Here is a 24672-nt window from a genome sequence, read left to right as displayed (position 1 = left end):
CGGCGCCGCTTGAGGTGGGTCGTAGGCTGGGCGCTTATGGCGGGTCCGCGGTGGGGTGAGTGGTGGCGGGTGACCCGCTACACCCTCTTCACCGGGGCCGCGCCGCAGGTGGTGGTGGCCAGGTCGCCCGCGTTGCGCCGGTTGCGCGTGGTGGCCTACTGCGTGGTGGGGTTCTGGGGCGGGTTCGTCGCCCTGCTGACGGCGCCGGGCTCGACGGAGGGAACTCCGCTCGCCGCCGTGCTGACCGCGCCGGGGCCGACGCGGGAGACCCTGCTCGCCGTCCTGCTCGCACTCGTGGTGATCACGCCGGCGGTGATCGCGATCCGCTCCCCGTTGTGGGCGTGGCGGGTGGCGCTGGTGCTGATCGCGCTCACCCCGTCGCTGTACCCGGGTTCGGCGCGGCAGTGGGGCTGGGCGTGGTCGCCGGGGCTGGCGCTGGTCACCGGGCTGGTGCTCTACGTCCTGGCGGAGAGTCATGCCCAGGGCGTCGTCGCCAGGGTCGCCGTGGTCACCGCCGTGGTGCTGCCGCTGCACGTGGGCGACTGGCGCGACTGGCTGATGCTGCTCGCGATGATGACCGTGCTGCTGGTGCTGGGCAACACCGTGCGGCAGCGGCGGATCGCCGAAGACCAGCGGGCCGTCGCGGCGACCAGGAGCGCGGTGTACGCCGAGCGTGCCAGGATCGCGCGTGAACTGCACGACGTGGTGGCGCACCACATGTCCGTGCTCACCCTGCGCACCGATTCCGCGCGGTTCCGGTTCCCCGACCTGCCCGGCGACGTGCGGGCGGAATTCGCCGAACTCAGCGAGACCGCGCGCGAGGGCATGGTCGAGATGCGGCGCCTGCTCGGTGTGCTGAGAGCCGAAGGCGCCGACGCCGAGGCGACCGCGCCACAGCCCGGCGCGCACCAGATCGGCGAACTGGCCGAGCGGGTCCGCGCCCTCGGCATGGACTGCGAAGTCCAGGTGCGCGGCGATTTCGACCAGGTGCCCGCCGGGGTGGCGCTGTCGGTGTACCGGATCGTGCAGGAGGCGCTCAGCAACGCCGCCCGGCACGCCACCGGCAGCCGGATCACGGTCGAGCTGGCGGTCGACGAGGTCTCGGTGCAGGTGGCGGTGCGGAACACCGCGGGCGCCCGGCCGGCCGAGCGCGGCGGTCCGGGCCACGGCCTGCTCGGCATGCGTGAGAGGGTCGCGATGCTGGGCGGCACGCTGGAGGCGGGCGCGACCGGCGACGGCGGGTTCCGGGTGGCCGCGTGGCTCCCGGTGGTGGAGGGGGAGGAACACGGGTGATCACCGTGGTCGTGGCCGACGACCAGACGATGGTCCGGCAGAGCTTCCGTGCGGCGCTCGACGCCCAGGACGACGTGCGCGTGCTCGGTGAGGCGGCCGACGGCGCGGCCGCGGTGGCGTGCTGCGCCGAACTGCGCCCGGACGTGGTGCTGATGGACGTGCGCATGCCGGAGATGGACGGCCTGGAGGCGACGCGCCGCATCCTCGCCGACCCCGCCCAGCCCGCGCGGGTGCTGATGCTGACCACCTTCGACATCGACGAGTACGTCTACGGCGCGTTGCGCGCGGGAGCCAGCGGGTTCCTGCTCAAGGACGCGCCGCTGGACGACCTGGTCACCGCGGTGCGGGTGATCGCCGCGGGCAACGCGCTGTTCGCGCCGTCGGTGACCCGGCGGCTGGTGCGCGAGTTCGCCGCGCGCGGTCCGGCGCTCGACGCCGGTGCCCGGGTCGGCGAGCTGACCGAGCGCGAGACCGAGGTGCTCCGGCTGGTCGCCAAAGGACTGTCCAATGTGGAGATCGCGGCGGCGCTGGTGATCGCCGAGCAGACGGCGAAAACCCATGTCAGCCGGGTGTTCGCCAAGCTCGGCGTGCGGGATCGCGCGCAGGCGGTGGTCGCCGCCTACGAGGCGGGCGTGGTGGTGCCCGGGTAGTACCGGGGTAGTACGCGGCCGCCGGGCGGTACCGGGGAAGTAGCCCGGAAATCGCTCCCCGGCCGGACGATCGGCGCCCGCCGCCGCGGCATCGTCTGGTCTCGTGAAAGCACTGATCACCGCGGTTTCGGCGGGGCTGGGCGCGACCGGGGTGCTCTGGTGGGTGCTCGGCCTGCCGCTGGGCGTCGACACCGCCGTCTACCGCGCGGGCGGCTGGGCGGTGGTGCACGGGCAACCGCTCTACGAGCACCTGCGCGCGCTGCCGGACTGGACCCCCGACCTGCCGTTCACCTATCCGCCCTTCGCGGCGCTGTTGTTCGCGCCGTTCGCCCTGCTGCCCGCCCAGCTGTGCTGGTCGCTGCTCGCCGCGGCGGCGGCGCCCGCGCTGCTGGTGACCGTGCGCGCCTTCACCGACGACCGCCGCTGGTGGCTGGTGCTCGGCGGGTTCGCGCTGTACCCGGTGTGGCAGGGCATCGGGCTGGGCCAGGTGAACCTGGTGCTGATGGCGATGGTGGCCGCGGATGTGCTGGTACTGCGGCAATCCCGGTACCGCGGCCTGCTGATCGGGGTGGCCGCGGCGATCAAGCTGGTGCCGCTGATCTTCATCGGGCACCTGCTGCTCACCGGCCGACGGGCCGACGCGCTGCGGGCGGCCGGCGCCTTCGCCGCCGCCACCGCGCTCGGTTTCCTGGTGCTGCCAAGCGATTCCGCGCGCTACTGGACCTCGGCCATCTTCAACGACCACTTCGCGCAGATGAAGGGCTGGATCGGAAACCAGTCGTGGCAGGGATTCGTGACCAGGACCGCGCCGGAGGACTGGCGGTTCGCGCTGATCGCCGGGTTCAGCGCGCTGGCCGTGGTGGCCACCGCGCTGGTGGTCCGGCGCCTGCACCTGGCCGGTGACCCGCGCGGCGCCCTGCTCGCCACCGCGGGCTGCGCCCTGCTGGTGAGCCCGATTTCCTGGACGCACCACTGGGTCTGGCTGGTGCCGCTGCTGGCCTACCGGCCCGCGCTGCGGCCGCTCGCCCCGGTGTTCGCGTTGCCGGTGGCGTTCACCGGCAACGTCTACCTCTTCACCGCCGTGGTCCTGCTCGGGGCCCAGGTGCGGGCCCCGAGCAGGAACCTCAGGCCCGCTCGATCGCTTCGATGATCTTCGGGCGCAGCTGGTCGGCGGTGATGATCTCGTCCACCGAGCCGGCTTCGACCGCGCGCTGCACGCTGTGCACCCGGTCGAACTCGGTGGCCACCTCGCTGAGCTTCTCCGCCCGGACCGAGGAGCGGACCTCGGCCAGCTTGGTGGTCAGCGCGGCCCGCTCGGCGCCGGTCGCCTCGGCCACGCGGGTCTCCAGCTCGGCCACCCGCGGGTCGTTGGCGGTGCGGGAGTCGACGTCACCGGCGAAGACCACCGCCGCCGCCGGGGCACCGCCGATCACCGAGGCGAACGAACCCTCCACGGCCAGCACGGTCATGTTCGGGTTGAGCGCCTTGGAGAACACCACGAACGCGCCGCCGTGGTACCGCGAGATCACGCAGAACACGATCGGGCCGTCGAAGTTGACGATCGCCCTGCCGATCTCCGCGCCGTACTCCAGCTGCAGCTTCCGCATCGACTCCGGGGAGCCGTCGAACCCGGACAGGTTCGCCAGCACCACCAGCGGCCGGTTGCCGCTGGCCGCGTTGATCGCCCGCGCCGCCTTCTTCGACGACTTGGGGAACAGCGTGCCCGCGGTGTAGGAGTCCGGCCCGTCGGTGGGCGGGAAACCACGCCGCGGCACCGGCCGCGACTCGATGCCGAGCAGGCACACCGGCCGGCCGCCGAGGTGCACGTCCTGCACCGCGGCGGTGTCCGCGTCGGCCATACCGGCCCAGCGTTCCAGCACCGGGTGGTCCTGGTCGGACACCGCGCGCATCACCGTGCGGATGTCGAAGGACTTCTTGCGGTCCGGGTTGGTGGCGCTGGAGAAGATCTCGCCGACGGTGGTGAAGTCGCTGCCCTCGACCGAGTGCGGGTACCCGGTGACGTCGCGGTCGTGCGGGTCGGTGGTGCCGATCTGCCGCGGCCGGGACTCCCCGGGCACCACGTAGGTGTGGTCGTAGTAGGACATCAGCAGGTCGCGCGCGGCGGCCAGGTTGGGCGCCCAGTACTGCGCCTGCCCGTTCGGGCCCATCACCCGGTCGTAACCACCGATGCCGAAGTTGTCCTCGGCCGAGACCCCGCCGGAGAAGTCCAGCGCCTGCTTGCCGGTGAGCACCATCGCCGAGTCCGGGGTCATCACCAGGATGCCCCTGGTGTGCATCAGCATGGTGGCTTCGGCGTTCCAGTACGGCTGGGCGCCGACGTTGATGCCGACCACCACGATGTTGATCTCGCCGCCGTCCTGGGTGAAGTGCACGATCCGCTTGAGCGCGGCCGCCACCCAGTCCATGTTCTCGGTGCCCGAGTCCATCGAGATCCGCGCGCCGGAGGACAGCGCGTACCACTCCAGCGGCACCTGGAGCTGCTCGGCGAGGTCGAGCGCGGCGATCACCCGCGCGCACTCCGGTTCGGACAGCGCGCCGAGCGACTTCGTCGGGTCGCCGAGCAGCACCACCCTGGTCATGCCCTCGGGGTGGCGGCGGGTCGGCGTGGTGACCACCCCGGCCACGATCGCCGCGGAGTTCCGGCCGCGCGGGCGGTCCACCGGCACCAGCTTGCCGTCTTCGAGGTCGTGCTCGACGAAGCTGCCGCCCCCGCCGGTGAGCATGCCGGTCAGCTCGTACGGGTAGACGGTGCCGCGGCTGCTCGCGCGCAGCACCTTCTGCCGGTAGCTGTCCATCGGCTCGATCGGGTCGGTCTCCGGCACGCCGACGGTCAGCCGCGGGCCGTGCCCGGCGTCGTAGCCGATCCGGAACGCCGCCCGGGTCAGCTCACCGGTCTCCGGATCGCGCTGGCGGCCGAGGAAGAGCACCTCCTCCAGCCCGGCGCCCGCGGTGGTGGGCAGTACGCGCTGGGCGATGATGTTGACCTCGGCCATGGTCAGCTCGCTCGGCGGCCACACGTAGATGACGATCCGGTTGGTGCCAAGCCGCTTGCGCGCCGGGCGCTGCACCTGCACCGTGCGGATCGCGTCCAGGCAGGTGGCCAGCACCTGCTCCAGCGCGGGCAGCGCGTACAGCCTGCCCTCGCTGTCGCGCAGCGGGGTCAGGTCGCGGACCTGAGCCAGCGCCACCAGCCGCTCGTCGGCCGGGTTCGACGGCGCCACGCACCGGAAGAGGTAGGCCTCCTCGTCCGGCGAGGGCAGCCGGGTCAGGTCGAAGTTGCTCAGCCGCTCCAGCTGCATCCGCTGCGCGATCAGCGGGTGCAGGCCGCGGATGAGGCGTTCCTCGGCGAACCCGGCCGAGGACGGTCGGTAGGTGAAGTGGTGGTGCATCACCGCGCCGCTGCGCCCGGCCACCGTGGCGGTCACCCGGCGGACGGTGCTGGGCAGCTCCCCGGCCGCGACCACCTTGCGCAGTTCGGCGGCCATCTCGTCGGCGTCCTCGGGCTGGCCGTCCCAGCTGAGGTAGACGTCGGCGACCAGGTCGCCGTTCGCCGAGGACAGCGTGCCGAGCGCGCGGATCGCCTCACCGAGCGAGCTGAAGTCGACCGCGGTGGTCACCACGTGCCCGGCGCCCTCGGCGCGCTGGCTCTCCGCGGTGACGAAGGTGCAGCCACCCACCTGCTCGGCGCGCACGTTCGACAGCCCGCGATTGCCGTAGTACCGGCGGGTCAGCACCTCCAGCAGCGGGGCGTGGTCCACCCCGGCGCGGCCGATGCGCTGGCCGAGCAGCCGCACCAGCGGTTCGGTGCTGGCCACCATCTCGGCGATCCGCTCGGCGCGGTCCGGGGCGTCCGGGTGCCGGTCGAGGTGGCGCAGGTGCTTGCGGACCGAGGTGTAGACCGCGGCCCGGTTGCGGCGCAGCAGCGGCTGGGCGAACCAGGTGAACACCACGCCGCGCGCCAGGTCGGACAGCGCGGGGAAGCGCAGCTGGGTGGCCGCGATGAGGTGCTCCAGCGCCGGGCCGGTGGTGTCGCGCAGCGCGCCACCGGGCGGGCCCTCGGTGAGCCACTGCCGCAGCAGCGCGGCCACGATGTCGGCCCCGGCGTTCGCGCGCTGCTGGGCCAGGAAGATGCGGAAGACCGCGGTCTCCAGCTCCGGCGAGCGCTCCAGGTCCTCGACGCCGTAGTGGCCGAGCACCTTGGCCAGGCGTTCCTGGAAGGTGGCCGACACCCCGGCGCGCTCGACGTCCAGGCTCTGCAGGTAGGTGTGGAAGTACTCGCGCGGGCTGTGCACGTGGGAGTCCGGAGTGGACTCCTCACCGGCCGGCCGGTTCCGGCTCAGCTCGGACAGGTCGGCGAACACGGTGAGCAGGTCCAGCTCACCGGCCAGCGGACGGCCGCCCGCCGCGACCAGTTCGGCGCGGGCCGCGAGATAGTTCTTCAGCACGCGGCGCCCGTCGATCGGGTCGGCGTCGAAGCCCAGCAGCAGGTACCGCAGGTCCTCGAGGCCGCGCGAAACCCGTTCCTCCGCCGGAACGCCGGCCGGTTCTTCGGGCAGGTCGATCGACACGCCTTCGGTGGCGTCGTCGGCAGCGCCGTCGCCGTCACCCAGCGGTTCCAGGCGCAGCAGCGGCGCGCCGGTCTCCACCTGGCTGCCGACCGAGACCGCGCATTCCTTGAGCCGCGCGCGGAACGGTGCCCGCAGCACGGTCTCCATCTTCATGCTTTCCAGCACCAGCACCGGAGCGCCCGCTTCGACCTCGGCGCCGACCTCCAGCGGTGTGGCCACCACCAGCGCGGGCGCGGGGGAACGGACCACACCGCCCTCGTCGCGGCTGATCCGGTGCGCCACGCCGTCCACCTCGACCAGGTGGATCGGGCCGTGGCTGGCCGAGACCAGCCGGAACCGCCGACCGCTGACGGTGATCTGCCCGGTGAACCGGTCGAACCGGTCGATCTCGACGTCGGCGGCGTGCGCCCGGCCGTCCCCGCCGGACACGCCGACGCGGAACCGCTGCGGGCCCACGCGCGAGACCTGCACCTTGTACCCGGCGCCGCGCAGCTTCAGCTCCAGCGGCCTGCCGCTGTCCAGCTGCACCTGCGGGCGGCCGCCGTGCGCGGTGGACAGCAGGCGCTGGCTGGCCACCTGCTCCTCGTCCTCGTAGGCCTCGATGGCGGCCGCGGCCAGCGCGATCGCGGAATGCCGGTGGGTGACCAGCCTGCCCTCACCGCGCACGCGGTCGATCCAGCCGGTGTCCGCCGAGGCGTCCAGCACCTCGGGCTGGTCGAGCAGGTCCAGCACGAAGCTCTTGTTGGTGGCGCCGCCCTCGATGATCACCGTGGTCTGCGCCATCGCGCGCCGCAGGCGGCCGAGCGCCTCCTCGCGGTCGCGGCCGTAGGCGATGATCTTGGCGATCATCGAGTCGAAGTCGGCCGGGATGGTGTCGCCCTCGCTGACCCCGGTGTCCACCCGGATCCCCGGCCCGGCGGGCAGGCCGAGGCGGACGATGCGGCCGGGTGACGGCGCGAAGTCGCGGTCCGGGTCCTCGGCGTTGAGCCGCGCTTCGATCGCGTGGCCCTGTTCGGCGGGCGGCTCGCCCTCCAGCTTCCCGCCCGCGGCCACGTGCAGCTGCGCCTTGACCAGGTCGGTGCCGGTGGTGGCCTCGGTGATCGGGTGCTCCACCTGGAGCCGGGTGTTCACCTCGAGAAAGGCGAAGAGCTTCTCGCCGGGGTGGTACAGGAACTCGACGGTGCCCGCGCCGCGGTAGTCCACGGCCAGCGCGAGCCGCTCGGCGGCGGCCTTCAGTTCGGCGGTCTGCTCGGCCGACAGGACCGGGGAGGCGGACTCCTCGATGACCTTCTGGTTGCGGCGCTGCACCGAGCAGTCGCGCACGCCCAGCGCCCACGCGGTGCCCTGGCCGTCCGCGATCACCTGCACCTCGACGTGGCGGGCGCCGGTGACCAGGCGCTCCAGGAAGACCACGCCGCTGCCGAAGGCGCGCTCGGCCTCCATGCTGGTGCGCTCGTAGGCCTCGGTCAGCTCGTCGGCGGAGTTGATCACGCGGATGCCGCGGCCACCGCCGCCCGCGGTCGCCTTGAGCATCAGCGGGTAACCGATCCGGCCCGCCGCCTCGATCGCGGCGTCCAGGCTCTCCACCGCGCCGCGGCTCCACGGCGCGACCGGCACGCCGACCTCTTCGGCGATCAGCTTCGCGCCGATCTTGTCACCGAGGCGGCGCATGGCCTCCGGGCTCGGGCCGACGAAGGTGATCCCGAGCTTCTCGCACAGTTCGGCGAAGGCCGGGTCCTCGGCCACGAAACCCCACCCGACCCAGGCGGCGTCCGCGCCGGTCTCGGTCAGCGCGCGCCCGAGCACCTCGAGATCGAGGTACGGGCGTGCCGAAGCGGGGCCGAGGCAGTAGCCGATGTCCGCCTCCCGCACGAAGGTGGCCGTGCGATCCGCGTCGGTGTACAGGGCGACGGTCTCGATCCGCCTCCCGGTTTCCACGGCGAGTTCGCGGACAGCGTGGATGAGCCGCATCGCGGACTCCCCACGGTTGACGATGGCGACACGACTGAACACCGAGCTGAGCCTCCAAGATCCCGCTGAGTGGTAACCAGCGGACGCCTTCCGATGGTGACCACTGACTATCAGAAGCCTCTCGCATACCACTCAGTAGGCATATGTCGTCACCGGCGCATGGCGGGCGCCTGGCTTTGTAGGGGTTCCACAAATGCCACCCGACGGCGGGGGCTGGCCAGCTCATTTCTTTGTGGCCGACCCACCACTGCCGGGTGTGAGGTTGGTCGCAGCGGCCGGGCCGGCGAGGCCGTTGTCGTGGGCGAAGACCACCGCCTGCAGCCGGTCGCGCAGCTCCAGCTTGGCCAGTATCCGGGTCAGGTGCGTCTTGACCGTGGTCACGCTGATGAACAGGCGTTCGGCGATCTCCGCGTTGTTCAGCCCGCGCGCGACCAGCACCAGCACCTCGCGTTCGCGGCCGGTCAGCCGGGAGAGCCGCGGATCGGGGGCGCGGCGCGGCGGACCGTTCAGCTCGCGCGCCATCATCCGGTCGATCACCGAAGGCGCGAGCACCCGGTCGCCGCGGAGCACCGCGCGCATGGCCACCAGCATCTCCTCGCCACCGGCGTCCTTGAGCAGGAAACCGCCCGCCCCGGCGCGGGTCGCGGCCAGCACGTACTCGTCGAGGTCGAAGGTGGTCAGCATGAGCACCTTGACCGCGCTGTCGGCGGCGCAGATCAGCTCGGTGGCGCGGACGCCGTCGAGCACCGGCATGCGCACGTCCATCAGCACCAGGTCCGGGCGCAGCTCACGCGCCAGTTCCACGGCCCGCTGCCCGTTCTCCGCCTCGCCGACGACGGTCAGGTCCGGTGCGCTGGAGACCACCATGCGCAGGCCGCCGCGCATGAGGGCCTGGTCGTCGCAGATGAGCACGCGGTGGTTCAACGGTCCTCCAACGGCAGGCGCGCGGTGACCCGGAACCCGCCACCGGTGGCCGGTTCCGCGGTCAGTTCGCCCCCGAACATCGCCACTCGTTCCCGCATCCCGAGCACACCGTAGCCGCCACCGCCGACCGGCTGCTCCCTGGCGACGCCGTACCCGTTGTCGTTGACCACCGAAACGCGGATCTCGCGTGCTTCGCCGGGTTCCCCGAAGTCCACGGTCACCGCGCAGCGCGCCCCGGACGGCGCGTACCGCAGCACGTTGGTCAGCGCCTCCTGCACGACGCGGTGCACGGTCATCGCCGCGCCCGGCGGCACCCCGTCCGCGCTGCCGAGCACGTCGAGCCGGGTGGCCACGCCGGCCGCCGTGGTCTGCTCGGCCAGTCCGGCGAGCGCCCCCGGGCCCGGCTGCGGCTCGGTGCTCGCCTCGGCTTCGTTCTCCCGCAACACGCCCAGCACGCGCCGGAGTTCACCGATGGCCTCGCGGCCGGTGCCGCTGATCGCCCTGAGCGCCTCGTCGACCGCGTCCGGATCCTGCCTGCCCAGCAACCGGGCGCCTTCGGACTGCATCACCATCGTGCTCACCGCGTGCGCCACCACGTCGTGCATCTCGCGGGCGATCCTGGCCCGCTCCTCGGCGACCGCCGCCCTGGCCAGCGCGTCCCGCTTCTCCTGTGCCTCCCGCGCGCGGTCGCGGGCTTCACCGAGCTGCTGCAACCGCACGCTCACCCCGTCGGCCACGGCGAGCGTGGCGATCAGGCACACCAGCAGCACACCAAGCAGGATCGGCATGCCCTTGGTGAGGCCCGCGAGCCTGAGCGACCACAACGCGGACAGCACCACGGTCACCCCGACGAGCGGCCACAGCGCGCGCCGCGGTCCGTACACCGCCAGCGCGTAGACCAGTGCCAGCAGTGCCACGTTCGCCGGGAGCAACGCGTCGCGGAGGTCGCTGAACGCGATCTGTGCGGCGAACACGGCCAGCCCGAACGCGGTGGCGGGCACCGGATGCGTGCGGCGGAACGGCACCGGCAGGATCAGCAGGACGCTGAACAGCCGCACCGCCCAGTCGGCGTACGGCGAGAGCACCACCGCGGGCAGGGAAAACAGCACGAGCAGCCCGATGATGAACCAGTCGGTCACCACCGGGCGAGCCCGCACCCAGGACAGCAGCCTCCGCACCCGGCTACCTAACTACGCGTCGCGCCGTTTCGCGACCGAGATCGCGAAGACAAAAAGGACCGCGGCGACGGCGGCGAAGTAGGCCGCCGATCCCCAGTGCCCCAGCGGTCCTCCGGCGGAGCTGACCAGGTGCGCCCCGGCGCGGAACGGCAGCCAGTCACGCACCGCCGGGCCGAACTCCGGGATCAGGCCGAGCAGCATTTCGCCCTGCAGCACCCAGACCAGCAGCAGCGCCAGCGCACCGGCGGTCTGGCGCAGCAGCACGCCGACCGCGACCGCGATCACCGCCGAGATCGCGTACAGCAGGCCGGAGCCGAGCACGACGCGCCAGTCGCCACCACCGGCGAGGCCCGCGGTGCGGTCCGGGGCCAGCACCTCGGCGGTCAGCCAGGCGGCCGGTCCGGCCAGCAGCCCGGCCAGTCCGGCGGCCGTCGCCACCACCACCGCCTTGGCCACCAGCGCCGGGCCGCGGGCCGGCGACGCCTGGAAGGTGGCGCGAATGGTGCCGAAGCGGTACTCGGTGGTCACCGCGAGCGCGGCGAGCACGACCACCACGCCCAGCGCGATCTTGGTGCCGCCCTGGGTGTCGGCAACGGAGAGGTCGCCCTCCCCGGCGCTCGCCATCAGCGCGGCGGTGCCGACCACGATGCCGAAGGCGGTGACCAGGCACCACCACGGCGACCGGGTGGAGAGCAGCTTGATGCGTTCGGACACGAGCAGGTTCATGGTTCAGACCGCCTGGTATTCGACCGAGTCACCGGTCAGCCGGAGGAACGCCTCTTCCAGCGAGCCGCGCTGCGGGCTCAGCTCGTGCAGGGCGATCCCGTTGTCGAAGGCCAGCTCGCCGAGCCGCGCACTGTCCATTCCGGACACCAGAAGGGCGTCGCCGTCCTGGGAGTACAGCGCGCGCTCGGTGCCGAGGACGGCGCCGAGCAGGTCGGCGCGCGGGCTGCGCACCCGCACCACGTTGTCCGCGGCACGGGCGATGAACTCGTCGGTGGCGCATTCGGCGATCAGCTTTCCCCGGCCGATCACCACCAGGTCCTGCGCGGTCAGCGCCATCTCGGCGAGCAGGTGGCTGGACACCAGCACGGTGCGGCCCTCGTCGGCCAGGCGGTGCAGGAACTTGCGCACCCACAGCACGCCTTCCGGGTCGAGCCCGTTCACCGGCTCGTCGAACAGCAGGACCTCGGGGTCGCCGAGGATCGCGGTGGCGATGCCCAGCCGCTGCGACATGCCGAGGGAGAACCCGCCGGCGCGCTTGTTCGCCACGTCGGTCAGCCCGACCATTTCGAGCACCTCCGCCGCACGGGTGCGGGGAATGCCGTTGGCCGCGGCCAGCCACTCCAGGTGCGCCCGCGCCGAGCGCTGCGGGTGCACCCAGCGCGCGTCGAGCAGGGCGCCGACCGTGCGCAGCGGGTGCCGGAGTTCCCGGTAGGGGCGCCCGTTCACCAGTGCCTGGCCGCTCTCGGGCCGGTCGAGGCCGAGAATGATGCGCATCGTGGTGGACTTGCCCGCGCCGTTGGGGCCGAGGAAGCCGGTCACCCGGCCGGGCCGCACGGTGAACGACAGGTCGTCCACCGCCTTCTTCGGGCCGTACCGCTTGGTCAGCCCGGTGGTCTCGATCATCGAAGCTCCTTTCCGCCTCGATGCCCACCGTGCCGTTTGCGGGCCTCGCGCACGTCGGCGCGGAAGCCACACCTGGTCCTCTCCGGAAACGACTTCCGCGTACGACCCCAGGAGGACACGCCGGGTCAGGTCAGCCGGGTGAGCCATTCCCGTAGCAGGGCGGTTTCGGCGGGGGAGAGAGCGTCCGAAGTGGACTCCGGCAGCAGGGCCGCGAGCCGGGTGGCCGCGGCGGCGGTGCCGTTCCCGGTGGCTGGGGCGTCGGTCAGGATGGCGGCGTGGATCGCGTCGCGGACCCGGGTCGACGTCGCGGGGTCGAACGAGCCGGGCTGGGTGAGCAGCATCAGCGCGAAGCCGACGTTGGCCGACATGACCATCTGCGCGGCGACCGGTGGCGGCACACGCAGGCGACCGGCCGCCGCGCAGCGGTCGAGCACGTCGGTCAGCAGTCGCAGCGCTTCGGCCGCCGCTTCCGGGGGTGTGGTCACCGCCGGCGAGTGCATCAGCCGGTAGAAAGCCGGGTTCCGCACGGCGAAGGCGACGTGGCTTTCCCAGCCGTCGCGCAGGTCCCGGACCGGGTCGGTGGACGCCTTCGCGGCGCGCTTCCCGGCCAGGTACCGCTCGAAGCCGTAGTCGACCACCGCCGAAAGCAGGCCTTCCTTGTCCCCGAAATGGCGGTACAGCGTGGGTGCGCCGACCCCGGCCGCCTCGCAGACCGCGCGAGTGGACACATCGGACACCGGCGAGGCCGCCAGCAGCTCGGCCGCGGCCACCAGTATCGACGTTCGCGTGTTCACGTTAACGATGCTAGCGCATGAAGAACGCACGGTCACGATCCTGCGATACGCATGGTGATCAAAAGGTTCCGCCGGACACCCCTTACGGCGTAACGTTGAGTTCCAGGTATGCCGACGTTGTGCCGTTACGGAGGGGTTGGGAACGATGCGCGCGATGTGGAAGGGCTCGGTGTCCTTCGGGCTGGTCACCATCCCGATCCATCTGTACGCGGCCACGGAGAACAAGAACGTTTCCCTCCGTCAGGTGCACGAGGAGGACGGCGGCCGCATCCAGTACAAGCGGTTCTGCACGATCGACGGCAAAGAAGTGCCCTACAGCGAAATCGCCAAGGGCTACGAACTCGACGACGGCGAGATGGTGGTGATCACCGACGCCGATCTCGCCGAGCTGCCACTGTCCACTTCGAAGTCGATCGACGTGCTGGAGTTCGTGCCGCTGGAGTCGATCGACCCGATCTACTTCGACCGCACCTACTACCTCGAACCGCAGAAGGCGATGGCCAAGCCGTACGTGCTGCTGCGCGACGCGCTGCACAAGTCGGGCCACGTGGCGATCGCCAAGGTGGCGGTCCGTCAGCGCGAGTCGCTGGCGCTGCTGCGGGTGATCGGCGACGTGCTGGTGATGACCACGATGCTGTGGCCGGACGAGGTGCGCGCCGCGGACTTCGGCTTCCTGAACGAGGAGGCGCCGCAGATCCGCGACCAGGAGCTGGCGATGGCCGGTTCGCTGATCGACTCGCTGTCCGAGCCGGTGTTCGAGCAGGAGAAGTACCGCGACCACTACCGCGAGGCGCTCGAAGCGCTGATCGAGGCGAAGGCCGCGGGCAAGGAGACCACCGCGGTGCCGGCGCCGGCCGAGGAGGGCGAGGTCGTCGACCTGATGGCCGCGCTGCAGGCCAGTGTCAGCGAGGCGAAGAAGAGCCGGAAGGCCGAAACCGTCGCGGAAACGACGGAGAAGCCCAAGCGCAAGTCCACGGCGAAGAAGAAGAGCGCCTGACGACACGCCGCGAGGTGGTGGCGGACCCGCGCGGGCCCTGGTGGTACCAAGGAAGCATGGAATGCGCGACCTGTTCCGCGGGTCTCGACCACTGCCACGGCACGCTGGTGCTGCACGCCGAGTTCCTGGCGGAGTGCACCGAGCCGGGGTGTACCGATCTGGGCCGAGCCCGTCACCTGCTGATCATCGACTGCCACAGCCTCAGCGACGGCTGTTCCTGTGCCGAAACGGAAAGCCGCCTGCTCAGCGCCTGATCGTCATTCGCCGCGGACGACCACGACCGGGCAGCCGGCCCGTTCGATCACGGCCGACGAGGTGCTGCCGAGCAGCAGCTTGCTGAGCCTGCCGTGCCGGTGCGCGCCGACCACCACGGCGGCCGCGCCGGTCTCCGCGGCGAGGCGCACCAGGGTGTCGGCGACGGTCACGTCGTCGGCCACCGCGTGCCCGCTGGCTTCGAACCCGTGCTCCACGGCCAGCCGGGCGCCCGCCCTGGCCAGGTGCTGCGCGGATTCGTAGGCTGCCTGGTCGACGGCCAGCCCGGTCCGGATGTCGACCGTGACCGGCGCGCCCTCGAGCCCGCTGAGCGGGAGGTTCAGCGGGGAGAACGCCTGCCCCTGCTCCCAGACCGTGACCACCAGCGCCCGGCGGGCACCGAGGAGGACGGCCGCCTCGCGGATCGCATGCTCCGCGGTGGGCGACCCGTCGAAACCGATCAGGATGCGGGCATCGTCGTCCATGGTGAGTTCACCGTACGCCCGCACCAACCACGTGCAACTCGGTTTGCGGCCGTGCGTGGTGCGCGGTCAGACCTTGAAGACCCGGCCGGGTTCGGCAACGTGCACGGTACCGCCGAATGCCGTTCGGGCCCGCGAGAGCGCGTGGTCGACGGCAAGGCCGGCCGCGAGATGGGTCAGCACGAACTTGCCCACGGCCGCCTCCCGGCAGATCGACGCGGCTTCTTCCGGAGTCAGGTGGAAGTTCTGCGGTGTAGCGGCCCCGGCTTCGACAATCGCGAGATCAGCGCTCCGCGCAAGCTCGGCGAGCGCCGGGCAGGGGCCCGAGTCCGCGCTGTAGAAGAAAACTCTTCCTCCGCGGGTCGCTCGGAGCCCGAGTGTCGGCTCGCTGTGCTGAACGCGCCTCACCTTCAGTTCGAGATCGTCGAGGTGCCCTTCCCAGGCGTCGTCGATTTCTTCCACGTGGAAGCACTGGGCAGCTGCTCCGGCGCCGAGCAGGCCATCCAGGCGAGCCGCCCACCCGGCTGGTCCCAGCACGCGCGGCCGCGGAAGTGCTTCGTCATTGGCGTAGGCGTTCCAGGCCGCCACGAGGTCGGCGCTGTGATCCGGGTGGAGGTGCGAAATCAAGATGGCGTCGATTTCGGCCAGCGTGGTGTGCCGCTGCAGTTCCGCGAGAGTGCCGGACCCGGCATCGACCCATACCTGCCGGTGACCACCACGCAGCAGGTAACCCGAGCACGGTTGACCTGGAACGGGATACGGAGTCCTGGCTCCGAGGACCGTCACGGACAGGTTCGACGACGCGCTGGCCATGGCTGGATTCTGGCAGCGCCACGTGGTGCCCGCCTGGCCTTGCCGTTACGGGCCGATGGTGGGCAGAAGACGGGTGGCCGACCGCCGGGCGGTGACCAGCCGTCTGCAGGCTTGCAGGTTTCGTACAGAACACGCATACTTTCGCCAATCACGGCGAAAGTGATTCGCGCAGGCATCGTCGCCTCACCGTGCGTTGGCCTGCACCTCTCCCTCCCCGTTCGGTCCCCCCCGGTAGTGCCACCAGCGAAAGGTGAGCGCGATGTCCGTACGAAACCTTCCCCGCAAACGCAGATCCGGCCGGCTGGCCGCAGGCTTGCTCGCCGTCGTGGCGGGCGCCAGCTTGGCGGTGGCCGCTCCGGCGGGCGGCAGTCCAGCCGCCGAAGCACCGCCCACCACAGCGGCGGTGACCTTCGCCGACGAGTTCAACCTGCCGGCCGGCACCCCGGTCGACGGCAGCAAGTGGCAGCTCGAAACCGGCGACAACGTCAACAACCACGAGCGGCAGTACTACACGAACAGCACCAGCAACGCCGTCCACGACGGTCAGGGCAACCTGGTCATCACCGCGCGCCGCGAGAATCCGGCGAACTACCAGTGCTGGTACGGCCGGTGCGAGTACACCTCGGCGCGGCTCAACACCGCGGGCAAGTTCACCCAGGCCTACGGCCGCTTCGAAGCCCGCATCAAGATGTCCCACGGCCAGGGCATGTGGCCCGCGTTCTGGATGCTGGGCAACAACATGGGCAGCGTCGGCTGGCCCGAGGCCGGCGAGATCGACATCATGGAGAACGTCGGCTTCGAACCGTCCACCGTGCACGGCACGCTGCACGGCCCCGGGTACTCGGGCGCGGGCGGCATCGGCGCCGGTTACTCCATCGGTGGCCGGTTCACCGACGCCTTCCACACCTTCGCCGTGGACTGGGCACCCAACCGGATCACCTGGTCGGTGGACGGCAACGTGTACCAGACCCGCACCCCGGCCGACCTGAACGGCAACCGCTGGGTGTTCGATCACCCGTTCTTCATGATCCTCAACCTGGCCGTCGGCGGCTACTGGCCCGGCGACCCGAACAGCAGCACCCCGTTCCCGAACCAGCTGCTGGTCGACTACGTGCGCGTGACCAACGACGGCGGCGGTGGCTCGGGCGGCCAGATCACCGGCCTCGGCGGGAAGTGCCTCGACGTGGCTGGCGCGAACACCGCGAACGGCACCCCGGTCCAGATCACCGACTGCAACGGAAACGCCGCCCAGAACTGGACGATCTCCGGTGACGGCAGCATCCGCGCGCTCGGCAAGTGCCTCGACGTCTCCGGCGGCTCGACCGCGGACGGCGCGGTGGTGCAGTTGTGGGACTGCAACGGTACCGGCGCGCAGCGCTGGGCCACCCCGGCGGCGAAGGACATCGTGAACATCGCCGCGAACAAGTGCCTCGACGTGATCGGCGGCAACCCGGCCAACGGCTCCAGGACGCAGATCTGGACCTGCACCGGCGCGGCCAACCAGAAATGGAACATTCCCGCCTGACAACGGCGTCGGCAGGGAAGCAGGGGAGCAGGGCCGGGCGATCCCCGGCCCTGCTCCTACCATGAGCGCGTGCAGGTCCGGCTCCCGTCACCCGTCACCGAACTCGGCGACGACCGGCTCGGCGGGGTCCGGGTCTTCCTCAAACGGGACGACCTCATCCATCCCGACTTCCCCGGCAACAAGTGGCGCAAGCTCAAGGGGAACATCGACGCGGCGCGAGAACACGGCGCGATGCTCACCTTCGGCGGCGCGTACTCCAACCACATCCGCGCGGTCGCCGCGGCGGGCGCGCGGTTCGGCCTGCGGACGATCGGGCTGATCCGCGGTGAGGAACACCTGCCGCTGAACGAAACCCTGGCCTACGCGACCGGGTGCGGCATGGAACTGCACTACCTCGACCGGACCACGTACCGGAGCCGGAACGAGCCGGATTTCCTCGCCCGGCTGCCCGAGCGGTTCGGCGAATTCCACCTCGTCCCGGAAGGCGGCAGCAACGCTCTCGGCGTCCGGGGCTGCACCGCGATCGTCGAGGAGATCGAGGAACCCTACGACGTGCTCTGCTGCGCCTGCGGAACCGGCGGCACCCTGGCCGGGATGGCGTACGCGCTGTCCGCCGGTCGCCGCGCGCTCGGCTTCTCCGTGCTCAAGGGCGGCCGGTTCCTCTACGACGACGTCGCCAGCCTCCAGCGCGCGGCTTTCGGGCACCGCACGGACAACTGGAGCATCGAACTCGGCTACCACTTCGGCGGTTACGCCAAGCGCACCAATGCGCTCACCGACTTCGCCGACGACTTCGAAGTACGGCACGGGCTCCGCCTCGACCGGGTGTACGAAGCCAAGATGCTGGCCGGTCTCTTCGACCTGATCCGGCAGCGACGATTCGCGCCGGGCACACGGATCGTCGCGGTGATCGCGGGTTAGCGCACCAGCCGGTCGACCGGCACGACCGCGGCCATCGCCTCCATGCCCGCGTCGTTGGGGTGCAGGTGGTCGCCGGCATCGTAGGCGGGGTTGAGGCGGGTCGGCTGCGCCGGATCACCGGTGGCCCGGTCGAAGTCGATCACCCCGTCGTACTCGCCGGAGGTGCGGATGAACTTGTTGAGCGCCTGCCGGTCCGCCTCGCCTTCGGGCGTGTAGTACCCGGCGCCCTCGAACGGCAGCAGCGTCGCGCCGTACACCTTCAGCCCCAGCGACTTCGCCCGCGCGATGAACTGGCGGTGCACCGAGATCAGGTCCTCGGCGGCCACCGCACCGCGTGTGCCGCCGATGTCGTTGATGCCCAGCAGCAGCACCACCGCGCGCACCCCGCTCTGCCCGCTGACGTCGCGGTCGAACCGGGCCATCGCGCTCTGCCCGGCCGGGCCCTGGTCGGTGAGCAATCGCGCGCCGCCGATGCCGGTGTTGAGCACGCCGTACTCGGCCCGCTCGGGTTTCGCCAGCACGCGGGCGGCGACGCGGTCGGGGTAGCGGTAGTTGCGGTCGACCGTGGTGTTGGCGCCGTCGGTGATCGAGTCGCCGAAGAACACCGCCGAGCCCGCGCTCACCGTCCGCGCATCCACCCCGTCGAGCAAGTACCAGGAAGTACCCAATGGGGTGAAACCGGTGCCCTCGGCGGCGGTTTCGTTGCCGGGCGTGGTCCAGTTCGTGGCGAACGCGGCGCGGTGCTGGGTGAGTGGTCCGGTCGGCCCCGGCAGGTGCAGCGAAACGGTCAGGTTCGCGCCGTCGGCCACGGTCAGGTCGATCGGATCGGAGACCCATTCGGCGCCGATCGGGATGGTGGTCATCCGCTCACCGCCGAAGCGCACCTGCCGCAGCGTGTCCTCGTCCACCCGAGAACCGCCTTCGGCATGCTGCACGGCGACGGTGGCGGCGCCGATCCGCAGCGGAGAAGTGCCGAACACGTTGGACAGTCGCAGCCGGAGTTCGCTGCCACCGACCGAAAGGTGCACCACCTGGCGGATCGTGGTGTCGGTGAATCCGGTCTGCCCGGTACCGGCCGAGGCGACGGTGACCCCGGTGGTCCACGAGCCGGTCCAGGCCGGGCCCGCCCTGCCCTCCGGCGCGGTGGAAGCGCCGGGGGCGGCGGTCAGCAGGAGAAGGCCGGTGGCGGCGAAAACCGTGCCGCGGCGGATCCGGGAACGTCGGGACGAAGCGCGGGCTGCTGGCATGCCGATCCCCTCACGGCCGGTGGCTGCAACGTTGCACTGCACTGCCGGATGATGATTTTCCGGCGCCCGCGGATGATCGTCAACCGCCATCGCGGCCATTCAGGAACAGCTCCAGCTGCTCCACCACGAACGCGTGGTCCTCGGCCTGCGGCAGCCCGGAGACACCGACCGTGCCGATCGGGCCGACCCCGCGCACGATCACCGGGAACACCCCGCCGTGCGCGGCGTAGCGGTCGGGGTCCAGCCGCGAGGACTCCTCGAAGGTGGTTCCCTTGTCGCGGAACCGGGTGCCGATCAGGAACGAGCTGTGCCCGTAGCGGTCCACCACGCGGCTCTTGCGATCGATCCACTCGTCGTTGTCGGCGGAGGTGCCGGGCAGCGCGGCGTGGAACAGCCGCTGGCCGTTGCGGCGCACCGAGATGGTCACCGGCAACTCCCGCTGACGGGCCGCTTCGAGCAGCTGGGCGCCGAGCGCGAGCGCGGTGTGGTTGTCGAACCGGGTGAACTGGAGCCGTTGTTCCTGCTCGAGCAGTTCGCTCTGGGTAGCCATGTCCCCATTCAAGACCAAGCCGTTGACGGACGGTCGAGTCAGGGCGTGTCCGGCGGCACCGCGCCCGGCGCGACCGCATATCGTATTGGCGCGATCGCAGGAGGTGCGCCAGACCGTGCAAGGGGTCGACTACTACGAGCTGCTCGGGGTGTCCGAGAGCGCGTCGGCGACGGAGATCAAGTCCGCGTACCGCGCGCTGGCCAAGGCCATGCACCCGGACGCCGGTGGTACCTCGGACTCGTTCCGGCAGCTCCGCGAGGCCTACGAGACGCTCGCGGACCCGGAACGCCGCGCGGAGTACGACTTCGGGGAGCCGTGGGAGCCCGAGGAGATCCCCGAACCCGTTACGCCGCGGTACCGGCGCTGGGAGTACGAGGACGAGTACGAGCCGGTCTGCCCGCACTTCGACGCCGAAGAGATCCCGTGGTGGCCTTTGGTCGCCGCGCCCGGTGACCGGCTGCCGCGCGAGGGCCGGGGGCACGCGCCGTGGGCGCTGGTCGCGGCCGGGGGACTGGCGCTGTGCCTGCCGATCCTGCTGCCGCTGGACGTGACCACGCCGGTGGTGGTCACCTGGGTGGTGCTCGCCGCCATGGTCAGCGCCGCCTGCGCCTGGCTGGCCCGCGGGTACGCCGCCGACGTCAAGGCGGAGAAGGAGCTGACCGCCGAGTTCGGCGACGCGGCGGTGTTCGGCCGCACCGGGCAGGACCCCGACCAGATCGGTGAGCGGCTCACCGCCGAACTGCTGGACCGCTACCTGACCAAGCTCCCCGGCCTGCGGGTGTTCCACAGCCTGGCCTGGCCAGGTTCGGTGTTCGCCGACACCGACCACGCCATCCTGTCCGGCAGACGGCTGGTGCTGATCGAGTCGAAGGTCTGGCCGCCGGGGCACTACGCGCTCGACGAGATGGGTGAGCTGACCCGCAACGGCAACCGGTTCCGCGGTGGCGGCACCAAGCTGCCCGAGGCGATCGCGGCCTTCCAGGACCTGCTGCCCGAGGTCGAGGTGCGCGGCGCGATGGTGCTCTACCCGAACCGCCCCGGCCAGATCACCACCGAGGACGACGACTGGATCGCGCCGCCGATGACGCCGGAGCAGTTCGTCTGGGAGATCGGCGACTGGCTGGCGGAAAAGCCCGCCGCACTGGACACGGCGACCTTCCGCGCGCTGCGCGCCCAGGTCGTCTAGAGATTTTGAACGTGGTTTGCGTGGCGGTGCGGGTGGCGGAACCCCAGGCGTCTTCTCGCTCCGGGAGCTCCACCTCATGAATACCAATTCACCACGGATGAAGCTGTCCTCGCGAGAAGACGCCTGAGAACCCGCGGCGGTGCCGGTTGACGGCCCACAGCCAGCGGCTTCGCCGCTGAGGAAACACGAACTAACTGTAGGTCCAGTGCCCGAGCCAGGCTTCGCGCCAGGCCACCGTCAGCTCGGCGATACCGTCCACTTCGGACAGATCGGCCTGGTGCTTCCAGGCGTCCTCCAGCAGTGCGCACATCCGCGACTCGCCGCGTTCGACGCGGCTGCCGCCGAACCGCTCGACCACCGCGCGCGGCACGCCGAGCTTTCCCTTGCCCCGCACCACGGACTGCTCGGTCGCCCGGCAGATGAGGTACTCCACCGACACCGCCGCGGCGTCCTCGCCGAGCACCTCCCGCAGCGCGCCGTGCAGGCAGTCCAGCGGCGCGGACAGCCCGTCGCCGGAGAAGGCGATCCGCCAGGACACCCACACCGCCATGATCTCGCCTGCTTCGGGCGGGTGACAGGTGAAGGCCGGGCCGACGAAGGCCTGGTAGTCGCTGGCCGGATGGGTCCGGTCGCGGTCGGCCGGCTCGTCGGGAATGGCGTGCAGGCCGAGCCGGAAGAACGGCTTCCGCAGCAGTTCGTGCGGCCGCGAGGGCACCTGATCGGCGGAGAGCAGTTTCGCCAGGATCTTGTTCAGCCGCTCCGCGCTCACTCCCTCGACGGACAACTGCAGGTGGATGAAGGCCAGGTCGTCGAGTGAGGTCCCGGTGCAGCCCACCACGCCGACCTGCGGATACCGCTGCAGGAAGGCGATGATCGCGTGCGTGGAACCGACCCTGGCCGGGCCGGCGCAGGTCAGCGGCAGGCAGGTGCGCAACGGCTTCGGCTCGGCCGGTGCGGTCCGCCGGACGTCCCGGCACACCTCGAACCAGTTGCCCGGCCGGTGCCCGGGACGGGTGTCGGCGAGCCAGAAACCGAAGCCGTAGTCCTCGCACAGCGCCCGCACCCGGTCGGCCAGCGCGAACCGGCGCTCGGCCGAGGCGTCCGAGAGCGCGATGGAGAACCGGACCGCCAGCGAGGAACACGGTGACGGGGATTCCTTGCGCGTGCGCAGGTCGTGCCCGCGGGTCTTGACCACGGTCGGCAGCTGGGCCGGGCACTGCAGGGTGAGCAGCGGCGCCCCGGCCACCCTGGCCGCGGTCTCGGAGATCTCCTTGGTCAGGTCGCGCACCGCGATCCCGTGCCAGTCCTCGGGTTCGGTGGCCAGCCGGTCGATCACCACCAGGCCCTCGAAGGTGCGCGCGGACTCGTAGATGAAGGTCGGGTTCGGCAGCGCGGTGTGCCGGAAGAGCCAGCCGTCGGCCAGTGGTTCCGGGCGGGAGCCGTGATCCGGCGGATCCTGGCCGGGGCCGTCCGTGGCCGCCCTGGTGCGCGTGCCGATCACCACGCCGCCGCCGTTCGCCGCCGAGCACAGGGTTTCCACGAACACCGAATCCGGCGACAACGCCAGCTCGTGCAGGTAGCCTGCGCGTGCCGCCACGTGGTGCACCTCGTAGTCCACCTTGGTCAGGGACTGCCGCGCGATTTCGAAACCGGCCCTGGCCAGGTCGGCGATGGTGCGGATGGAGGTCTCGGTCACCGGAGCCCGCCCCCCGGCCCGAACCGGACGTTCGGCGGCAGCGGTTTCCTGGCGATCGGCCCGTTTCCGGCCCATTTCGGCACTCCGATCCGGCTCAGCGGCATCCGTTCGTCCCGCCACGACCGCAGGCTGAACAGGATCAGCGCGGTCAGCACCGGGAGCACCACCGCGATGGTGAGAAATACCTGGACCACCTCACCACTGCTCTTCGCGGCGATCGCGGCGGCCAGCCCGGCGGGGGAGACGATGCACAGCTGGCCCAGCGTGCGCGGCAGGGTGCGCAGGTAGGCGGCCACCGACCGGCGCGGCGGCAGCGCGAGCCGGGTGTAGAGGAAGCCGGGCACCAGCAGCAACATGGTGATCACCGACTGCCCGTCGCCCACGTTCCCCAGCGCTTCGGTGGCCGCGCGGCCGTAGGGCAGCGGGCTGCCGACCAGCAGCCAGCCCAGTCCCCACGCGGTCGCGGCCACCGCCAGCGCGTAGAACATGACGCTGCGCGGGCCCGCCTCCCCGGAATCCTTGAGCACCAGCCCGGCGCGGATGCGCACCTGCTCGCCGTAACCGCCCTCACCGGCCGACCGCCGCCAGTACGCCTGCGCCTGGTTGTCGGTGAAGTTGCCGACCACCACCAGGTCCTGGCCCAGTTCGCGGGCGGTCACCTCGCCCGCCGCGGTGCGCAGGTTGGCCGCGGTGACCGCCGGATGGCGCAGCAGCGCGTTGTCCACGTCGTTCCCGGCCAGCCGCACCGCTTCGCCGGTGGTCGCGGCGGCAGCCAGCCGATGGGTCACCGGCAGCGCGGCCTCGGGCAGTTCCACCCCGGACCGGCTCGCCTCCCACTTCCGCCGCCGCAGCAGGTCGGCCAGCTGGCGCAGCACGGTCTGGGTCTGGAGTTCGAGGATCTTGCCCGCGGCGGTCTTGCCCGCCGCGAGCGGGCGCCCGGCCAGTGACTCCAGGTCGGCGGCGAGGTTGTGCGCCAGCGGGCCGTCCGCGTCGGAACTGAGGTACAGCCGGGTCAGGTCGACCTCGGGCGCGGTCTGCACCACCAGGTGGTAGGAGCGCAGCGTGGCCGGGATGGTGGTGTCGTACCGCGCGAAGTAACCGCTGTGGCTGGCCCGCACCCGACGCAGGTACTCGGCGAAGCGGCGCGGCCGGTCGTCGCTGACGTACAGCGGGGTCTCGTAGTTCAGCCGGTGCTCGTCGACGTTGTCGTCCAGCGCGATCACCAGCAGGTAGTCCCGCACCGCCACGTCGAGCAGTTGCGCGTACTCCCGCAGCAGGTGCCCGTAACCGTCGAGGATGCGCAGCGCCATGTCCCGGCACTGCCTGCCGTGCCCGGCCACCAGCCCGCCGGCGGTGGGATGGGTGAACTCCTCGGCGGGGTGGTCCCGTTCGGTGAGCAGGGTGAGCAGCGCGCGCTGGATCAGCCAGCGCGGCTCGTGCAGCCGGAACAGGAACGCGCTGAGGTCCTGCTTCGGGGAGTGCGCGTGTTCGTCACTGGCGAGAATGCCGCGCAGGAGCCGGTAGAGCCCGGAGGCGAGCAGTCGCGAGGTCTCGTGCTGGGTCAGGCGCGGCAGCTTCTCGCCGGTGCCGTCGTAGACGTCGACCGGGGACACGCTGCTGCGCGGCAGCCGCGCGATCGGCACCCACAGCGTGGTGCCACCGGGCCGGGTGACCGCGCGTTCGCCGTGTTCCCTGCCGATCAGGTCCTGGAGGTTCGCGGTCGCCTGCCGCTGGCCCTCGTCGAGCAGCTTGAGGCTGATGTCCACGTCGGTGGAGCGGCGGGCGGTGCCGTGCTCGACCACGGTCAGCCGCTCGGTCAGCCGCCGGACGTGGTTGAGCCGCAGCGCGGTGTCCAGCAGGGCCAGGCCGACCGCGGCGCCGTTGTGGGACAGGCGGGGCGGGGCGCCGGGGATCGGTACCGTTTCGATCGCGTGCCGCAGGCTCGCCATCCCGTCCACGCCGCCCCCTCACCCTC

Annotated in this window: 20 protein-coding genes; 8 read left to right on the top strand and 12 right to left on the bottom strand. The window is 71.5% G+C overall.

The genetic code is table 11. The features are described 5' to 3' along the window. The first annotated feature begins 36 nt into the window (after positions 1-36). The 3 genes from YIM_RS28075 (at position 37) to YIM_RS28065 (ending at position 3093) form a co-directional block, all read left to right on the top strand. Positions 37-1293: a sensor histidine kinase gene (locus YIM_RS28075; protein WP_153033180.1), complete on the top strand. Its 1257-nt coding sequence runs from the start codon at positions 37-39 to the stop codon at positions 1291-1293. Next, on the top strand, positions 1290-1943 hold the full coding sequence (locus YIM_RS28070; RefSeq protein WP_153033179.1) for a response regulator transcription factor: 654 nt from the start codon (positions 1290-1292) through the stop codon (positions 1941-1943). Before YIM_RS28075 ends, YIM_RS28070 begins: the two co-directional genes overlap by 4 nt. Before the next feature lie 103 nt (positions 1944-2046). Further along, positions 2047-3093, top strand: coding sequence for a glycosyltransferase 87 family protein (locus tag YIM_RS28065; RefSeq protein ID WP_153033178.1), 1047 nt, complete (start codon positions 2047-2049; stop codon positions 3091-3093). Here YIM_RS28065 and YIM_RS28060 read toward each other — a convergent pair. The 6 genes from YIM_RS28060 to YIM_RS28035 all read right to left on the bottom strand — a co-directional run bounded on the left by YIM_RS28060 (position 3068) and on the right by YIM_RS28035 (position 13028). Next, a complete protein-coding gene (locus YIM_RS28060; protein WP_153033177.1) occupies positions 3068-8545 on the bottom strand; it encodes a biotin carboxylase N-terminal domain-containing protein in 5478 nt (1825 codons plus the stop codon). The genes YIM_RS28065 and YIM_RS28060 overlap by 26 nt on opposite strands. 180 nt (positions 8546-8725) lie before the next feature. Continuing rightward, a complete protein-coding gene (locus YIM_RS28055) occupies positions 8726-9427 on the bottom strand; it encodes a response regulator transcription factor (protein WP_153033176.1) in 702 nt (233 codons plus the stop codon). Further along, complete coding sequence (locus YIM_RS28050) at positions 9424-10605, bottom strand: sensor histidine kinase (protein WP_153033175.1); 1182 nt, start codon at positions 10603-10605, stop codon at positions 9424-9426. Before YIM_RS28050 ends, YIM_RS28055 begins: the two co-directional genes overlap by 4 nt. Before the next feature lie 12 nt (positions 10606-10617). Next, on the bottom strand, positions 10618-11331 hold the full coding sequence (locus YIM_RS28045) for a hypothetical protein (protein WP_153033174.1): 714 nt from the start codon (positions 11329-11331) through the stop codon (positions 10618-10620). 3 nt (positions 11332-11334) lie between these two features. Continuing rightward, complete coding sequence (locus YIM_RS28040; protein WP_153033173.1) at positions 11335-12234, bottom strand: ABC transporter ATP-binding protein; 900 nt, start codon at positions 12232-12234, stop codon at positions 11335-11337. Positions 12235-12359: 125 nt separating this feature from the next. Further along, positions 12360-13028 (bottom strand): TetR/AcrR family transcriptional regulator, encoded by a 669-nt coding sequence (locus YIM_RS28035; protein WP_153033172.1) that lies wholly within the window; start codon positions 13026-13028, stop codon positions 12360-12362. 145 nt (positions 13029-13173) lie between these two features. On the opposite strand from YIM_RS28035, the gene YIM_RS28030 reads away from it, so the two are divergent. Then, positions 13174-14025, top strand: coding sequence for a Ku protein (locus YIM_RS28030; RefSeq protein WP_153033171.1), 852 nt, complete (start codon positions 13174-13176; stop codon positions 14023-14025). Between the two features lie 56 nt (positions 14026-14081). Further along, the gene (locus YIM_RS28025) at positions 14082-14279 is read left to right on the top strand and encodes a hypothetical protein (protein ID WP_153033170.1); all 198 of its coding nucleotides are present in this window, start codon (positions 14082-14084) and stop codon (positions 14277-14279) included. Positions 14280-14282: 3 nt separating this feature from the next. Here the strand turns inward: YIM_RS28025 and YIM_RS28020 are convergent, their stop codons facing one another. Together YIM_RS28020 and YIM_RS28015 are read right to left on the bottom strand one after the other, a co-directional pair. Further along, positions 14283-14762, bottom strand: coding sequence for a universal stress protein (locus YIM_RS28020; RefSeq protein WP_153033169.1), 480 nt, complete (start codon positions 14760-14762; stop codon positions 14283-14285). 66 nt (positions 14763-14828) lie between these two features. Then, a complete protein-coding gene (locus YIM_RS28015) occupies positions 14829-15572 on the bottom strand; it encodes an MBL fold metallo-hydrolase (RefSeq protein WP_153033168.1) in 744 nt (247 codons plus the stop codon). A gap of 259 nt (positions 15573-15831) precedes the next feature. Between YIM_RS28015 and YIM_RS28010 the strand changes: the two genes are divergently transcribed. Both YIM_RS28010 and YIM_RS28005 read left to right on the top strand, forming a co-directional pair. Continuing rightward, positions 15832-17097: a glycoside hydrolase family 16 protein gene (locus tag YIM_RS28010; RefSeq protein ID WP_153033167.1), complete on the top strand. Its 1266-nt coding sequence runs from the start codon at positions 15832-15834 to the stop codon at positions 17095-17097. Positions 17098-17166: 69 nt separating this feature from the next. Further along, positions 17167-18018 carry a 1-aminocyclopropane-1-carboxylate deaminase/D-cysteine desulfhydrase gene (locus YIM_RS28005; protein ID WP_153033166.1) on the top strand — a complete coding sequence of 284 codons (852 nt, stop codon included), beginning with the start codon at positions 17167-17169 and terminating at the stop codon, positions 18016-18018. On the opposite strand, the gene YIM_RS28000 is transcribed toward YIM_RS28005, so the two are convergent. Continuing rightward, a complete protein-coding gene (locus YIM_RS28000) occupies positions 18015-19265 on the bottom strand; it encodes an SGNH/GDSL hydrolase family protein (protein ID WP_153033165.1) in 1251 nt (416 codons plus the stop codon). The two genes, YIM_RS28005 and YIM_RS28000, sit on opposite strands and share 4 nt — an antisense overlap. 79 nt (positions 19266-19344) lie before the next feature. Beyond that, a complete protein-coding gene (locus YIM_RS27995; RefSeq protein ID WP_153033164.1) occupies positions 19345-19815 on the bottom strand; it encodes a heme-degrading domain-containing protein in 471 nt (156 codons plus the stop codon). Positions 19816-19900: 85 nt separating this feature from the next. Between YIM_RS27995 and YIM_RS27990 the strand changes: the two genes are divergently transcribed. Continuing rightward, positions 19901-21001 (top strand): DnaJ domain-containing protein, encoded by a 1101-nt coding sequence (locus YIM_RS27990; protein WP_370468890.1) that lies wholly within the window; start codon positions 19901-19903, stop codon positions 20999-21001. 190 nt (positions 21002-21191) lie between these two features. Here YIM_RS27990 and YIM_RS27985 read toward each other — a convergent pair whose 3' ends face one another. Next, on the bottom strand, positions 21192-22697 hold the full coding sequence (locus YIM_RS27985; protein ID WP_153033163.1) for a hypothetical protein: 1506 nt from the start codon (positions 22695-22697) through the stop codon (positions 21192-21194). After that, positions 22694-24646 (bottom strand): hypothetical protein, encoded by a 1953-nt coding sequence (locus tag YIM_RS27980; protein ID WP_228005034.1) that lies wholly within the window; start codon positions 24644-24646, stop codon positions 22694-22696. The genes YIM_RS27985 and YIM_RS27980 overlap by 4 nt, the downstream gene beginning before the upstream one ends. Between the last annotated feature and the right edge of the window lie 26 nt (positions 24647-24672).

The organism is Amycolatopsis sp. YIM 10 (assembly GCF_009429145.1).
In the GTDB taxonomy this organism is placed as follows: domain Bacteria; phylum Actinomycetota; class Actinomycetes; order Mycobacteriales; family Pseudonocardiaceae; genus Amycolatopsis.
This window is presented reverse-complemented; position numbering and strand designations above follow the sequence as displayed.